The organism is Stenotrophomonas indicatrix (genome assembly GCF_050573115.1).
In the GTDB taxonomy this organism is placed as follows: domain Bacteria; phylum Pseudomonadota; class Gammaproteobacteria; order Xanthomonadales; family Xanthomonadaceae; genus Stenotrophomonas; species Stenotrophomonas lactitubi_A.
The window spans coordinates 17,042-30,934 of sequence record NZ_JBNYZT010000008.1 but is presented as its reverse complement, the minus strand read 5'-3'; the positions used below and the strand labels follow the sequence as shown (position 1 = coordinate 30,934).

Here is a 13,893-nt window from a genome sequence, read left to right as displayed (position 1 = left end):
CTCCCCCTGTCTGTCAGCCGAGCGATAATGCGCGGCGCAAGGACACCATTCCAACAGGGGGAATACATGAAGTCGATCATTGCTTTTTCGGTGCTGCTGCTCCTCACCGGCTGCGGCATCCGCACCGAAGTGGTGCGCGTGAATGTGCCCGATATCCGGGTGAATCCGGAACAGGGTCCGGTGGTGGTGGTGGCGCCGGTGCGCGACAACCGCCCCCAGTACTTCCCGCAGGTGCAATCGGCAGCGCGCGCGAAGAACATCGGCGGCGTCATCCGTGCCGGCAATGGTGTCCTGGTGGAACTGGAAACGTCCACGGCCTCGGACAAGGCCCGCGAGATCATGATCCAGGCCCTGCGCAACATGGGCTACCGGACTGCCGACAATTGTGATGCATCGTGCACGCGCCTGGAGGCTACGCTGACCGATCTGTCGGTAAGTTCTCCGGTGAATGTTTGGCGCGCAGCGACGTACACCCAGCAGATGCTTGCAGACATCGCGGTACAGGTGACGGCGCGCAAGGATGGGCAGACACGCACCTTCACGGCTACCGGCCACGGCGCAAACATCTTCCAGGTAGCCTCGCGGGAGAACTGGGAGATCGCACTGGAACGCGCGGTAAAGAGCTTCACCAGCAGCCTGCAGCAATCCATGTCCGAACAGGATGCGGCGGCCGGTTCAAAGGCGCAGGACTGACGCTCTGCCCTTCTAGTAGAGCCGAGCCATGCTCGGCTGCTTTTCCCGCCAGAAGCAGCCGAGCATGGCTCGGCTCTACAGAGCTGGCGGTCAGCGCAGGAACGGCGACACTTTCCGTTTCAGCAGTTCCACCAGCACCGGGTCCATGTACTCGTAGTCGTCCGGGATATCCAAGCAGATCACACGCTTGCCCTTCAGCCACGGTTTGTAGCGGCTGGACAGCCGGTTTCGGTGGGCCCGCTCCATCACGAACACCAGGTCGGCCCACTGCAGCAGCTCGGGGCTGAGGATCTCCTCGGCGTCGGCGAGCAACCCGGCCGAGGCGGTCTCGATGCCCGGCCAATCGGCGAACACCTGCTCGGCCGTCGGGCTGCGCAGGCGGTTCTGGCTGCAGAGGAAGAGCACGTTGCGGGTCATGGACGCAGCGTATCGGGGTCGGGCCCCTTTTCCAACGGAGCAGGGCGCTGACCCTGCGCAGTACCTTCAGAGACGTTGCATGACCGCCACAGGCTTCATCAGCGATCATGGGCTATCGCACCCTGGACACGCTCATGATTACCAAAGATGACCTGTTGCAGGAGTTCGGAGAGGTAACCGAGGTCCACGGCTGCTGCTTCGCCATGTACCCCGTGGCGACATTCGATCTTCATTGCTGCCTGCGGATCGCAGACGGCCAGGATCTCGCGGTTGTCTCAAAGAACATCAACGACCCGGAATTCGCCTCCAGCGTGGCACTGCAGGCGCCAGCCGGGATGCCCCACGACAGACCAACGATCTTCGAGATTCCGGCCAACGGCTATGGGTTCACCCACGCAATGGCGGTGCCCAGCACGTATCACGGGTTCCTCAACCAGATCGAGGGTCGTGCGAACCTGTTCCTGTGCCTGCCGATCTTCCGATGTGAGTTCAGCGGCGAGGAATCAGCAGAGGAGTTCCGGCTGGCCACGACGCATGTCGTTCCGGTCTACGAGTGGGACAGAACCGTGCAACCCAGGATCAGCGTGTACTTCGACAACCCCCGCACCGGCGGCGGCACGGACGAGTCCGGCGCCCTCGTGCCGTTGCGTGTACTTCTGGCGGAAATCGAGAATCTGAGCGGCGTTGGCGACGGCTTCATCGAGATCACCAACTACCGGGGCGAGGTGATCGAGGTGCTGTCGCCGGAGGAAGGCAACTACGTGCTGATCCGCAACCGGCAGGACGAAGAGGTGATGGACCGTGCTCGGCTGGTGGCGGCAGTGGAGACGTTCACCACCGACTGACGGCCGGCTGCTGTTGTAAGGCCGGGCCTATGCTCAGCTGAGTTTTCCCGCGTTGGGGTCAGAGCCCTCCCTTCGGGAGGGATCCGACCCCGACGGTGATCAGATCACCGTCAGGTTGGCGTAGGCCATCACCAGCCACTTGCTGCCGGCGTCGGCGAACTCGATCTGCACACGTGCGTGGGCGCCGTTGCCTTCGTAGTCAGTCACCATGCCTTCGCCGAACTTGGGATGATTGACCAGCGCGCCCAGCTTGATCGGCGGCGCTTCGATGGCGGCGTGACCCATCACCCGGCTTGCGCCCATCGAGGCCGGTCGCGAGACCTGCACCTTCGGCCGTACTTCGTGCAGCAGCTCGCGCGGAATCTCGCGCAGGAAGCGCGACGGCAGGCTGTAGTTGTCCTGACCGTGAATGCGCCGCGATTCGGCGTAGCTCAGCACCAGCTTCTGCCGCGCGCGGGTGATGCCGACGTAGGCCAGCCGACGCTCTTCCTCCAGCCGCCCGCTTTCCTCCAGCGACCGTGCGCTGGGGAACAGGCCTTCTTCCACGCCGGCCAGGAACACCAGCGGGAATTCCAGGCCCTTGGCCGAGTGCAGCGTCATCAGCTGCACGCCCTCCTCGCCCGCCTGCGCCTGGCCTTCACCAGCTTCCAGCGCGGCATAGGCCAGGAACGCGACCAGCTCATCCATGTCCTCGCCCACTTCCTCGATGTCGTCGGCACGGCGCACGAAGCGCGAGGCCACGGAGACCAGTTCGTCGAGGTTGTCGGTGCGCGATTCCGAATCCAGCGCGTTGCGGCTTTCCTTGCTCCAGTGCTCGCGCAACTGGGAGCGCACCAGGACATGGTCCACGCGCTCGGCAAGGGTCATCTGCAGGGTCTGCGCCTGCAGTTCATTGACCAGCACCAGGAAGCCGGCCAGCGCATTGCGGGCACGCGCTGCCAGTGCACTGCCCTGCGTCACCAGCATGGTGGCTTCCCACAGCGAGATGCCCTGGGTGCGTGCTTCGCGGCGCACTTCGTCCAGCGTGCGGTCACCGATGCCACGCGTGGGCGTGTTCACCGCGCGCTCGAATGCAGCGTCGTCGTTGCGGTTGGACAGCAGGCGCAGGTACGCCAATGCATCCTTCACTTCGGCGCGCTCGAAGAAGCGCATGCCGCCATACACGCGGTACGGAACCTGTTCGCTCAGCAGTGCTTCTTCCAGCGCGCGCGACTGCGCGTTGCTGCGGTAGAGCACGGCCACTTCGGTATAGCTGCCACCGTCGCGCACCCACTGCCGCGCGCGCTCGACGATGTAGCGCGCCTCGTCCATCTCGTTGTACGCCGCATACAGGTCGATCGGATCGCCGTCACCGCTGTCGGTCCACAGCTGCTTGCCGATGCGGTCCGGGTTGTGCGCGATCACCGCGTTGGCGGCGTTGAGGATGTTGGCGGTGGAGCGGTAGTTCTGTTCCAGGCGGATGGTTTGCGCGCCCGGGAAATCGCGCAGGAAGCCCTGCACGTTCTCGACCTTGGCGCCGCGCCAGCCATAGATGGCCTGGTCATCGTCACCGACCACGAACACGTGGCCCTCATGCCCTGCCAGTACACGCACGAAGGCGTACTGGATGGCGTTGGTATCCTGGAATTCGTCCACCAGGATCTCGCGGAAACGCGCACGGTAATGCGACAGCAATGGTGGGTTGTCGCGCAGCAGTTCGTGCGCGCGCAACAGCAGCTCGGCGAAATCGACCAGGCCGGCGCGGTCACAGCGCGCCTGGTACTCGGCATAGGCTTGGCGCATGGTTTCCAGCCACGCGTCGTTCGGCTCGGGCTGGATGTGCTGCGGGCGGCGGCCCTCATCCTTCTGCGCGTTGATCCACCAGGCAATCTGCTTGGGCGGGTACTTGCCGTCATCCAACTCCAGTGCCTGCACCACGCGCTTGACCAGGCGCAGCTGGTCGTCCGAATCCATCACCTGGAAGCTTTCGGGCAGCTTGGCGTCCTGCCAGTGCAGGCGCAGCAGGCGGTTGGCCAGGCCGTGGAAGGTGCCGATCCACATGCCGCGGCTGCCATGCGGCAGCTGTGCGTCGATGCGATGGCGCATCTCGCCGGCCGCCTTGTTGGTGAAGGTCACCGCGAAAATGCCGTGGGTCGGCACGCCTTCGACTTCATGCAGCCAGGCAATGCGGTGGGTGAGTACGCGCGTCTTGCCCGACCCGGCACCGGCCAGCACCAAGTGGTGACCGAGGGGAGCGGAGACGGCTTCGCGCTGGGCCGGGTTCAGGCCATCAAGCAAGTGGGAGACATCCATGCCTCCATTTTACGGCATCGACGTCGCAGCTCCTGCGACCACCTGCGCAGCCAGTGCCTGCGCCTGCTGACGCAGTTCAGGCACCGCCAGGCTTTCCCACAGGTTGCCGATGCGCAGGCTGCCGAGTACCCCCACGCGCGCCTGTGGCTGGCCACCGGCTGCGCACAGCCGGTCGCCCGGCACACTGCTGTCCAGGCCCAGCCCATGCCGGCCGGGGCGGGCCAGGCCATCGGCCTGCAGCTGCTGCAGCAAGGGGTTGCGCAGCGCCGAGGCGCGGGTTTCCACGCCCGTGGCATTGACCACCGCGCCGATCGTCCACTGCACGTTGCCGCCGCCCGCCTCGCGGCCCGACAGCCGCAGGGCATCACCGTCGCGCCACACGCGTTGCAGGCGGGCGCGGTGAACGCGCAGCTGGCCGCTGGCCTGCAGCGCCTGCAACTGCTCGGCCACCGGTTCAGCGATGCGGTGGCGGTGTACGTCCCAGTAGCGCACTGCGTGGCGCAGGAAGCGACGCTGGTCGGCCTCGCCCAGACTAAGCCACAGTGCCTGGCCGTGCGGGCGGATGCGATCCATCACGCCCTGCCACGGGATGCCGTCGGCCTGTGCCTGCCGTGCGTGCCGGCGCAGTGCGCGCAGACGCTGGCGCAGGGTCATCGGCAGCAGATCCTGTGGGTCGAACATCGGCAGGCCACCGTGTGCATGCGACAACGGCAGCAGGCCATGGCGCGAGATGACGTGCAGCGGCCCGCTGTGACCCGCAGCCACCAGCGCCAACACGGTGTCCGCCATGCTCAATCCGGAGCCGACGATGGCCAGTGCATGGCCACCGGCCAGCGTGCGTACACCGTCGTAGTCCCAGGCTTCGACCACGTCATCGGCGGGCAGCGCGTCGGCGCCGTCCACCGGCAGTGGCCGCATGCTGTTGCCTGTAGCGATCACCGCCTGCGCTGCATGCAGCGTTTGGCCATCGCCCAGCTGCAGCTGGTAACCGTGATCATCCGGCTGCATCGCCAGCACCGGTTGGGCGAAGACCTGCAACCGCGCCACGCTGGCCGCTTCGGCCTCGCGCAGGCGCTGCTGCAGATAAGCGGCGAAGTAATGGCGACACACGTAACGTTCGCCCAGCACCTCACGCGCCTCGCCCGGGTAGGCGTTGGCGGCCATCAGGTAATCAAGGAAGTCGCCGGGCTGGTCGGGGAAGGCACTCATCTTCGCCGCCGGCACGTTCAGCAGATGCTCCGGCCACGGCGTGGCATAGGCGATGCCCTGTGCCAGCTGCGAGGCCGGCTCGAAGATGGCCAGCGCCAGCGGCGCCCGGGCCTGGCGCAACACCTGGATCGCCACCAGCACCCCGGCGGCACCACCACCGATGATCGCCAGGTCCAGTTCGCCATTACGCGGTGAATCAGTCATGCGCCGATTGTAGGGCATCGACCCTGCCCGGCTGGCGCCGGCCTACATCAGCGCATCGGCCAGGCGCGCGATGCCCTCGCGGCTGCGCAGCCACGCGGGGCGCTTGCGCCACTGCTCCAGGTCCAGCAGGCGCGACTGGCGCAGATAGTCGTCCTCGATGGCGATCAGCTGCGTGACCAGTTGACGGTCGTAGCAGATCAGGCCGATTTCGGCATTCAGCGCGAACGAGCGGATATCCATGTTGATCGACCCGAGCACCGCGATGTCCTCGTCCACACTCATGTGCTTGGCATGCAGGAACTGCGGCTCGTACAGCGCGATCTGCACCCCGCAGCGCAGCAGTTCATCGTAGTAGGCCTCCTGCGCCCACGAGGTCAGCCGCTGGTTGTTGCTCGCCGACAGGATCAACTGCACCTGCACGCCGGACAGTGCGGCGATGCGCAGTGCACTCAGCGTTGCTTCGTCGGGCACGAAGTACGGCGTCACCATCACCAGCCGCCGTCGGGCAAGATGGATCAGCGCGGCCACCGCATCTCGCGCGTTGCTGTAGGGGTAGGCCGGGCCGCTGGGCAGCAGCTGGGTGGCGATGTCCTCGCTGCACACCGGCACGTCGGCGATGACGTCCAGGCGCTGCCCGGTTTCGATGTACCAGTCGCTGGCGAACACCGCTTCAAGGTGCGCTACCGCCGGCCCGCGCACGCGCGCCACCAGCTCGCGGTTGGGGTGGCCAGCAACGAATTCAGGCCGCGCCAGGTTCTGCGAACCGACATAGCCCACTTCGTTGTCGATCACCGCGATCTTGCGATGGTTGCGCAGGTCCATGCGTCCGCTGCGGCGCCAGCGCAGGCCGCCTGGCAGCATCGCGCGCACTTCGACGTCACGCGACCGCAGCCGCTTGCTGTACGCACGCAGGCCGCGCTTGGCGCCCACCGCATCCAGCAGCACGCGGCACTGCACGCCGCGCGCTGCGGCACGCTGCAGGGCTTCGACGATGGCCTCGCCCACCGTGTCATCGAACATCAGGTAGTACAACAGGTGCACCCGGTCCTGGGCCTGGTCGATGTCGGCGATCAGGTTGTGCAGTGATTCGTCGTAGTCGGTCAGCAGGTCGACCGCGTTGCCATGCACCGGCATGAAATCGCCCTGGCGCTGTACCAGCGGCACCACTTCGGCACTGGCCGAGTCGGCCTTCGGCGTCCAGCGCAGGCGGCGCTGCAGCGCCTGTTCCTCGCGGATCACCTGCGAGGCCTCGGCCTGACGGCGGATGCGCTCGCGCGACAGCCACGGATGCCCGAACAGCAGGTAGAGCGGCAGGCCCAGCAGCGGCACGAAGCCGACCAGCAGCAGCCAGCTGCGCGCCGCGCCCGGCGTGGTGCGGGTGGGGATCCAGCACAGCGCCACCAGCCGGATCAGCCAGTCGATCAGCAGCAGATACGAACCCAGCAACCACTCGAACAGCATCAGGCGCGCCCGTCGGGAGGGTGATGGGCCATTCTGCCCAGCGGGGTGGGTAGAGTCGAGCCGCGCCAAGCGTGCCGACCAACGGTCGGCACCCACCGGGGTCGGAACGTGTCGACCAAGGTCGACACCTACCGGGGGCGGGGTCCACAAAAAAACCCGCCACGAGGGCGGGTTTCTTCGGAGGCAATCAGCAATCCTTGCGGATTACTTGATCTTGCCTTCCTTGTACGGGACGTGCTTGCGCACGACCGGATCGTACTTGGAGAATTCCATCTTCCCCGGGGTGTTCTTCTTGTTCTTGTCGGTCGTGTAGAAGTGACCGGTACCAGCGGTCGAAATCATACGGACCTTATCGCGCTTGCCTGCCATGATCGTCTACTCCTCAGACCTTTTCGCCGCGCGCACGCAGCTCAGCCAGAACGGAATCGATACCGTTCTTGTCGATGGTGCGCAGTGCATGCGCGGAAACACGAAGCTTCACCCAGCGGTTCTCGCTGGCAACCCAGAAGCGGCGCTCGTGCAGATTCGGCAGGAAACGACGACGGGTCTTGTTGTTGGCGTGCGAGACGTTGTTACCCGTCTGCACTCGCTTGCCGGAAACCTGGCATACGCGGGACATGGCGCACCTCGATAGTAAGTTGTGTCAACCCGTAGCCCGGGAGACGGCGGCCTCGATGGTTGCCCACCACACGTCAAGAGAATCAAAGGGTTACGCTGGCGTTGGGCGGCCGGGGACGTGCTCCCGGGGGCGCCGCCCGATAGAAAACCGGACACAGCGAGCCGCGCATTATGCACGTGTTCAAGCACTTGCGCAAGTTACCCACAGGCTGGGGCTGAACACGACGGCCGCTCCCCCCCTGTAGAGCCGAAGGTAGCGGCAGGAGCCGCTGCCAACGTCGCTTGCGACGGCCCATAGGGTGACGGTCAGGACGACCGGCATAGCCCACGCTCGGCTCAGGCATTCCGGGACACAGCAGCCGAGCGTGGGCTCGGCTCGACAGAAACGACAGTGCCGGCTCAGCGCAGGTGCGGAATGACCTGGGCCAGCAGATGGGCGTCCTTCAACGCGCCATGCAGGCCACGCGTACCAGGAATGCGCAGGCGCTGCAGCACATCGTCCAGTTTGTTGCCCTGCCCCGGCCAGCGCCCGCGCGCCAGCTTCAGGCTGCAGGTGATGCGGCAGTGCTGGGCCAGTGTGGCGGGAATACCGGCCAGGCGCAGCTCATTGTCGAGGAAGCCCACATCGAACGTTGCGTTGTGCGCGACCATCTCGCTGCCGCGCAGGAAGTCCAGCAGTTCGGCAGCCTTGCTGGAAAACAGCGGCTTGCCCACCAGCATCGCATCGCTGATGCCATGCACGCGCTGTGCGCCCCAATCGACCCTGCGCTGCGGTTGCAGGTAGGTGTGGAACTGGCGCCAGGTGAGCTGGCCATCGATCAGTTCGACGGCACCGATTTCGATCACCCGATGCCCCAGGCGGTGGGAGATGCCGGTGGTTTCGGTATCCAGTGCGACGATGCGGCTCATGCGAGACGAGGTTTCCTGTTGCGTACTGGGGAGATTTTCGCATGCTTGCTACAGCGCTGCCGGAAAGCGCCCTTGGTACACGCCTCCTTAGCTCTTCTATGTTCATCGCTCAATATGGAAACCTTCCCGCACTTGCCGGCACACCTAGCGCGCTTTGCACCGCCGGATGAAAAGGGCCACCGAATCCCCCAGTCATCACCCAGAACAACGTGAAGAACCTCTGCTAGCGATCGAGATAGGCGCTGTCCAATACATTCCATACGTCGCGCAGATCGTTTGCGTAGCTTGCAGAGTAGTTGGCCGAAACCACAACCCGATCCACATCCTCAAGCGACATGCTCAATATAATTTCGCGATTAGAAATCCAAAAAATCTTGAACATTTCACCGTCTAACGCCCGCTCCAAGGACTTGCTTGTTGGAGCGAAATTTTTACTGCCTCCATATGACTTTGAAAAACTTGACAAGCAATAATCAGCGAATGCAAGAACATTTTCGTAAGAGGCACAATTGAAGCAAACTTCAAATACGTACTTGTTCATGACGCTTCCGATTCCCGCACAATCATCGTCGCCACTCTCGTCGTAATACCCACATCCAACTCCGTTGCCGATCGGCGCTTCGACACTTGAAAGCTGGCTCAACAAGTAACCAACATTTCGAGAAGGAACAGTCTTCGCCTTATCAAACTCGGCCGAGTATCGCTCTCTCCATGACTCGATGAACACGCTCGTGCGACCATCGATGTAACGGCTCTTGAAAAGCCCAAACACAAACTGGGACATGTATCTGACCCCATCGATGACCATCTGATTGTCCTTCGACGAGAGATCTCCACCCCATTCAACGTAGAGCGACCTAAATTTGGCAAAAAGAGCAACGTATATGTTTCTAAATGGCCCTACCGTATCTGCGCAACATTGTGCCCGGAACTCGAGAAGATCACTAATACCTTGCACACCACGCTCTTCCATCGAGAGCCTTTCAATGACAGAATCCCCAGTACCGCTCCCCACAACAAACGACATCAGCTCGTTTGCGCGGATATCGAATTCCTTGACCTTAGGATCAAGACCCGGACTCATTGAGTTAACAATGTGAGCCAATGATCTTAGTGCGCCGGAACGCTCAGATGGCCCCGCTCGCTCCACGCAATCTAAGAATGGAAGAGTCTGCATTAAATGAAGTGCGACCTGCCGCTTGTGCCCGACCTCGAAGCGTCCAGCCGCGGCCGCAAACATTGAAATCAACCGAGCTTGCGCCGAATGATTGCCGTCAAAAACTGACCCGCCTAATGTACTGGTGAAATCTCCTCCGTTCAGCATTTTGTCGAAAATGGCTTCATAGGCAGCCGTTGTGTAGAGAGGATCGGGCGCAACGAACCTGACAATCAACTCTAGGTACTTCGCTAAATTCCTTCTATCCCGAGAGTTGATACAAGCAAGAGAGTCCAGTTGCTTTTTGAGCATCTTCTTGCCACTAACACCAACTTCCCGGGCACAGAATAGCCTTCTAACAAGGTACTGCGGACCTGTCAGGAGCGCGGAAGTATAGGCTTCGAAATCTTGATGGTTGTCATGGATCCCATCAGCCCGCGGCTGCAACGAGAAAATTCCTGTGCGCCCTTCGCCTTCTTGCGCATATATATCTCGAAATACGCCAGGAAAGCTCGATTGCAATATAACAAGGTTCAGCAAATCTTGCCGGTTAAAATCCGTCTGCCCTAGCTCAACCTCCTCCATCCCCATGAGCAGCATTGAATTTATGAGGCGCTTGATCTTTCTGATATTTCCGACCGTTTCAACATATCGACCCCCATGCTCCCCCTCCAGAAGATCAGCAAGATCATTCAGAATAGACTGCAGGCCAAGGACCTTGGACGATGAAGACAATTGCTCGCTGGGGATGCCGCGCAGCCACTTTCCCCTAAGGTATTCTGCCAAATCTTTCAGATCAGCGAAAAGCGTGATTTTCGCATTCACGAACTTTTCCAAGTACTCCCGGTACGAGTCATCCCGCGCCCTCGAGACAATTTTTTCCATATCGTACACAAGGACGAAGCTTATATTCGAGGCAGCACCAGATCGTCTGACCATGAATAGAATTCGATTTACCGCATCAATTTCAAGCCGATCGAGGTCGTCTATTATGATTATAGACCGCCTATTGTTCTGACGAAGCACCTCATTTACATCGAATATTATTTCGTCGATCGTGCTGTATTCACCGTTGAAGGACAAATTAACTCCAGGCAAAGACAGCCCCGGCGCAGCCTTGATCATTCTTGAATACTTTGATGCTAGCGGCCGCAACTCTGGAGAAAAATGATCCTCTCCAATTCGGCCAGACAGCTCTTGAATCAGCCCCGTTATTAGATCTTTCTCCCCAAGATATCTTAGCGGCTCAAAACGAAGAGCGATTACCGCGCCGTTTCTATCCCACTCCTTCTTGGCGAAATTTACAAAGCTGCTTTTCCCAACCCCCCAAGGCCCATCCACACCAAAGACGATGGACCCCCTCCTGCTTTCTAGTTCCACAACGCCCGCAAATTTTCTGGCATGGGAAGCCGCCTGAAGACAGTCATGATCCACATCACTTATCTCGTCATCGGGAACGAAAGACAATCTCTCCGTATGAATCGAGCCCACCAATTTAGTACTTCTTAAAGTCGCAGAAGCCAAAGCAACAGTTAGTGCCAGATAGATTCCAAGCGCCCAATTCAAGTAAATTCCTTGAATGCGGGACTCAAGATCAAAATTCACCGCTAGGCATAGAGCCAGATAGGCTCCAGACGCAGCATAGAGAACAAGATCGACCCTTGTGCGCCTTCCATTGAGAAGCCTGCGAATCTCCTTCGGAGCGACTCGCTCATAGAGATAGGTCAGCACCACGATGAGAGTGCCGAAGAACAGCATTATTACGAGATCAGGCCTCTCTCTATACAAACCGTCGTACAGCGCCCCTCCCACATGATGCGCAATGAGAAGTGTGGTTGCCAGCAAGAATCCGTAGACGGCAGATATGAGCATCAACTCAACTTCCGCCATTCTTACGGTGGATCTAGTATCTGTCATTGACGCTCATCGGAATGTTGAAACCTCTAACTATGGCAACTCCCCTGAAACTTGGCAATTTATCTATTGATGACTGCCGGAGGTCGACCACTTCAGGGATCCCGCCGTGTACATTTTGAGAAAATTCAAATGGGTGGAATTCGCAGGGAGGACATCCTATCAGCGCACTCCGCACTCACAGTTCGTCGCAGAAGACGAGTGCAATGATGCTATCCCAGCACCTCCACCACCCAATCAATGAATACCCGCAGCCGCTGGCTCATGTGCCGGTTCGGCGGGAACATCACGTGCATCGGCATCGGCGGCAGCTGCCAATCGTGCAGCACCGGCAGCAACTCGCCGCGCGCCACGTGCGGCTCGGCCATGTAGCTGGGCAACGCGACCACGCCGAGGCCGGCCAGACCCGCCGCCAGATAGGCATTGCCATCATCGAAACCGATTGAATAGCGCCCCTGCACCTCGATGCGCTCGGCGCCGCGCTGCGCGGTGAACACGCGGGCACGGCCACTGCGCGGGCTGAGGAAACCGACGGTGTGATGCTGGGGCCCTTCCAGCGCGCGCGGGTGGTCCGGCGCACCGAACTGCTGCACATAGCCCGGGCTGGCATGGAAGCCGATCGGCAGGCTCGCCAACGGTCGCGCCACCAGCGCCGGGTCGGCCGGGGTACCGCCACGGATCACGCAGTCGACGTTGTCGGCGATGACATCGACCTCGCGGTCACTCACGCCGATATCGAGCTGGATCTCCGGATAGCGTGCCTGGAAGCCGGGCAGCGCCGGCACCAGCAGCAGCCGCGCGAACGGGCCCGGCACATCGATGTGCAGGCGACCACGCGGTTGTGCGGCGGCATCGCCCAGACCACCCTCCACCTCTTCCAGCTCGGCCAGCAGGCGCACGATGCGCGGGTAGTACGCCGCGCCATCGGCGGTGACACTGACCCGGCGCGTGGTGCGGTTGAGCAGCCGCAACTGCAGATGCGCCTCCAGCTGCTGTACCAGCTGGGTGACCGTGGTGCGGCTGAGCTGCAGGGTGTGCGCGGCGCGGGTGAAGCTGCTGGTCTCCACCACGCGGGCAAATGCCCGCATCGCCTCGAAGCGGTCCATGTCAGCGCCCCTGATTGTTTGGAATTACCAATCAATCTAGGCACATCATCGCGGTTTATCCAGACAGCGGCAGCGGGGAGGATGGTGCCCTCCCGTCTGGAATCCGTCTTATGTCCCACCGTGATGTCGTCTTTCCTGCCGGCCGGCAGGCGCTGTACGAGCGCAACCGCTACTCGCCGGCCATTCGATCCAATGGCTTCCTGTTCGTCTCCGGCCAGGTCGGCAGCCGTGAAGACGGTTCGCCCGAGCCAGACTTCGAGACCCAGGTGCGCCGGGCCTTCGAGAATCTCAACGCAGTGCTGGCCGCGGCTGACTGCTCGTTCGACGACGTGATCGACGTGACTGTGTTCCTGGTCGACCCGGAAACCAACTTCGAAAAGGCCTGGGCGATCGTGCCGGAGTACTGGGGCGAAGCGCCGCACCCGACCCTGACCGGCATCGGCGTGACCTGGCTGTATGGCTTCCAGTTCGAGATCAAGGTGATCGCGAAGCTGCCCGCCGACCGGTAGTGCCGGCCGCTGGCCGGCAACCCCCATGAACCCCGGAAGCGCAATGCGTTGCCGGCCAGCGGTCGGCACTACCAGGCGCGCACCTGAACGGGAGGTTCCGACGAATTCCCGAGGTGGCCATTGATATTGTATCCACCGAAAACCGCTTGCTAGCCTCCCCTCCATGCGCCGGATCGCCCGCCACCTTCGTTCGTACCTGCTGATGCTGCTGATGGCGGCGTTCGTGGTCGTGCCGGTGGCCGATGTTCTGGCCTGTGCGGTGGAACCGCACGACAGCACCGTGGTGCATGTGGAGTCGGCTGCCGAAGAGCCCGACGGTGACAGTGACAACGACGGCAAGCACACCGGTGCCTGCAGTCATAACCACTGCCACCACTCCAACCTGAGCCTGCCGGCGAGCACCTTCGCTGCCTTTGGCACGCCGCAACCGGCGCGCTGGATGAATGCAGGCGACGCGGCGACCTATGCGGTCGCCCAGGACGAACTGGCACGTCCTCCCCGGGCGTGAGTTGAGCGCGTCCCGCAATCGCGGGCTCCCGTTTCACTCACAACCGGAATCC

Annotated in this window: 13 protein-coding genes; 4 read left to right on the top strand and 9 right to left on the bottom strand. The window is 62.0% G+C overall.

Annotated features, from left to right (window positions below; genetic code table 11):
- The first annotated feature begins 66 nt into the window (after nt 1-66).
- Complete coding sequence (locus ACQ5SA_RS17440; RefSeq protein WP_353098818.1) at nt 67-693, top strand: YajG family lipoprotein; 627 nt, start codon at nt 67-69, stop codon at nt 691-693.
- A gap of 90 nt (nt 694-783) precedes the next feature.
- On the opposite strand, the gene ACQ5SA_RS17435 is transcribed toward ACQ5SA_RS17440, so the two are convergent.
- Entirely contained in the window at nt 784-1,110 is a 327-nt protein-coding gene (locus tag ACQ5SA_RS17435; protein ID WP_499315251.1) for a low molecular weight protein tyrosine phosphatase family protein, read from the bottom strand.
- Between the two features lie 107 nt (nt 1,111-1,217).
- Here ACQ5SA_RS17435 and ACQ5SA_RS17430 point away from each other — a divergent pair, with 107 nt between their 5' ends.
- Nucleotides 1,218-1,955 carry a hypothetical protein gene (locus ACQ5SA_RS17430; RefSeq protein WP_499315249.1) on the top strand — a complete coding sequence of 246 codons (738 nt, stop codon included), beginning with the start codon at nt 1,218-1,220 and terminating at the stop codon, nt 1,953-1,955.
- A gap of 99 nt (nt 1,956-2,054) precedes the next feature.
- On the opposite strand, the gene uvrD is transcribed toward ACQ5SA_RS17430, so the two are convergent.
- From uvrD to ACQ5SA_RS17390, 8 genes are all read right to left on the bottom strand, one after another.
- The gene (gene uvrD / locus ACQ5SA_RS17425; protein WP_108267661.1) at nt 2,055-4,247 is read right to left on the bottom strand and encodes a DNA helicase II; all 2,193 of its coding nucleotides are present in this window, start codon (nt 4,245-4,247) and stop codon (nt 2,055-2,057) included.
- A gap of 9 nt (nt 4,248-4,256) precedes the next feature.
- Nucleotides 4,257-5,678 (bottom strand): FAD/NAD(P)-binding protein, encoded by a 1,422-nt coding sequence (locus ACQ5SA_RS17420; RefSeq protein WP_499315247.1) that lies wholly within the window; start codon nt 5,676-5,678, stop codon nt 4,257-4,259.
- Nucleotides 5,679-5,702: 24 nt separating this feature from the next.
- Nucleotides 5,703-7,121, bottom strand: coding sequence for a cardiolipin synthase (gene cls, locus ACQ5SA_RS17415; RefSeq protein WP_499315245.1), 1,419 nt, complete (start codon nt 7,119-7,121; stop codon nt 5,703-5,705).
- Between the two features lie 204 nt (nt 7,122-7,325).
- Nucleotides 7,326-7,493 (bottom strand): 50S ribosomal protein L33, encoded by a 168-nt coding sequence (gene rpmG, locus ACQ5SA_RS17410; protein WP_170272460.1) that lies wholly within the window; start codon nt 7,491-7,493, stop codon nt 7,326-7,328.
- A 10-nt stretch (nt 7,494-7,503) separates the two neighbouring features.
- Nucleotides 7,504-7,740 (bottom strand): 50S ribosomal protein L28, encoded by a 237-nt coding sequence (gene rpmB / locus ACQ5SA_RS17405; protein WP_005411638.1) that lies wholly within the window; start codon nt 7,738-7,740, stop codon nt 7,504-7,506.
- A gap of 398 nt (nt 7,741-8,138) precedes the next feature.
- Nucleotides 8,139-8,648 carry a DNA polymerase III subunit epsilon gene (locus tag ACQ5SA_RS17400; RefSeq protein ID WP_499315243.1) on the bottom strand — a complete coding sequence of 170 codons (510 nt, stop codon included), beginning with the start codon at nt 8,646-8,648 and terminating at the stop codon, nt 8,139-8,141.
- A gap of 223 nt (nt 8,649-8,871) precedes the next feature.
- A complete protein-coding gene (locus tag ACQ5SA_RS17395) occupies nt 8,872-11,694 on the bottom strand; it encodes a KAP family P-loop NTPase fold protein (protein WP_499315241.1) in 2,823 nt (940 codons plus the stop codon).
- Nucleotides 11,695-11,930: 236 nt separating this feature from the next.
- Nucleotides 11,931-12,824: a LysR family transcriptional regulator gene (locus ACQ5SA_RS17390; RefSeq protein WP_499315239.1), complete on the bottom strand. Its 894-nt coding sequence runs from the start codon at nt 12,822-12,824 to the stop codon at nt 11,931-11,933.
- 110 nt (nt 12,825-12,934) lie between these two features.
- Between ACQ5SA_RS17390 and ACQ5SA_RS17385 the strand changes: the two genes are divergently transcribed.
- A complete protein-coding gene (locus ACQ5SA_RS17385; RefSeq protein WP_499315237.1) occupies nt 12,935-13,333 on the top strand; it encodes a RidA family protein in 399 nt (132 codons plus the stop codon).
- Between the two features lie 163 nt (nt 13,334-13,496).
- On the top strand, nt 13,497-13,841 hold the full coding sequence (locus tag ACQ5SA_RS17380) for a hypothetical protein (protein WP_165378463.1): 345 nt from the start codon (nt 13,497-13,499) through the stop codon (nt 13,839-13,841).
- Nucleotides 13,842-13,893 lie beyond the last annotated feature (52 nt).

Excerpts from the sequence above, each read along its gene's own strand:
- ACQ5SA_RS17420 (WP_499315247.1), bottom strand. The coding sequence starts at position 5,678 with ATGCCCTACAATCGGCGCATGACTGATTCACCGCGTAATGGCGAACTG.
- cls (WP_499315245.1), bottom strand. The coding sequence starts at position 7,121 with ATGCTGTTCGAGTGGTTGCTGGGTTCGTATCTGCTGCTGATCGACTGG.
- rpmB (WP_005411638.1), bottom strand. The coding sequence starts at position 7,740 with ATGTCCCGCGTATGCCAGGTTTCCGGCAAGCGAGTGCAGACGGGTAAC.
- uvrD (WP_108267661.1), bottom strand. The coding sequence starts at position 4,247 with ATGGATGTCTCCCACTTGCTTGATGGCCTGAACCCGGCCCAGCGCGAA.
- ACQ5SA_RS17390 (WP_499315239.1), bottom strand. The coding sequence starts at position 12,824 with ATGGACCGCTTCGAGGCGATGCGGGCATTTGCCCGCGTGGTGGAGACC.
- ACQ5SA_RS17385 (WP_499315237.1), top strand. The coding sequence starts at position 12,935 with ATGTCCCACCGTGATGTCGTCTTTCCTGCCGGCCGGCAGGCGCTGTAC.
- ACQ5SA_RS17440 (WP_353098818.1), top strand. The coding sequence starts at position 67 with ATGAAGTCGATCATTGCTTTTTCGGTGCTGCTGCTCCTCACCGGCTGC.
- ACQ5SA_RS17400 (WP_499315243.1), bottom strand. The coding sequence starts at position 8,648 with ATGAGCCGCATCGTCGCACTGGATACCGAAACCACCGGCATCTCCCAC.
- ACQ5SA_RS17395 (WP_499315241.1), bottom strand. The coding sequence starts at position 11,694 with ATGGCGGAAGTTGAGTTGATGCTCATATCTGCCGTCTACGGATTCTTG.
- ACQ5SA_RS17380 (WP_165378463.1), top strand. The coding sequence starts at position 13,497 with ATGCGCCGGATCGCCCGCCACCTTCGTTCGTACCTGCTGATGCTGCTG.
- ACQ5SA_RS17435 (WP_499315251.1), bottom strand. The coding sequence starts at position 1,110 with ATGACCCGCAACGTGCTCTTCCTCTGCAGCCAGAACCGCCTGCGCAGC.
- ACQ5SA_RS17430 (WP_499315249.1), top strand. The coding sequence starts at position 1,218 with ATGGGCTATCGCACCCTGGACACGCTCATGATTACCAAAGATGACCTG.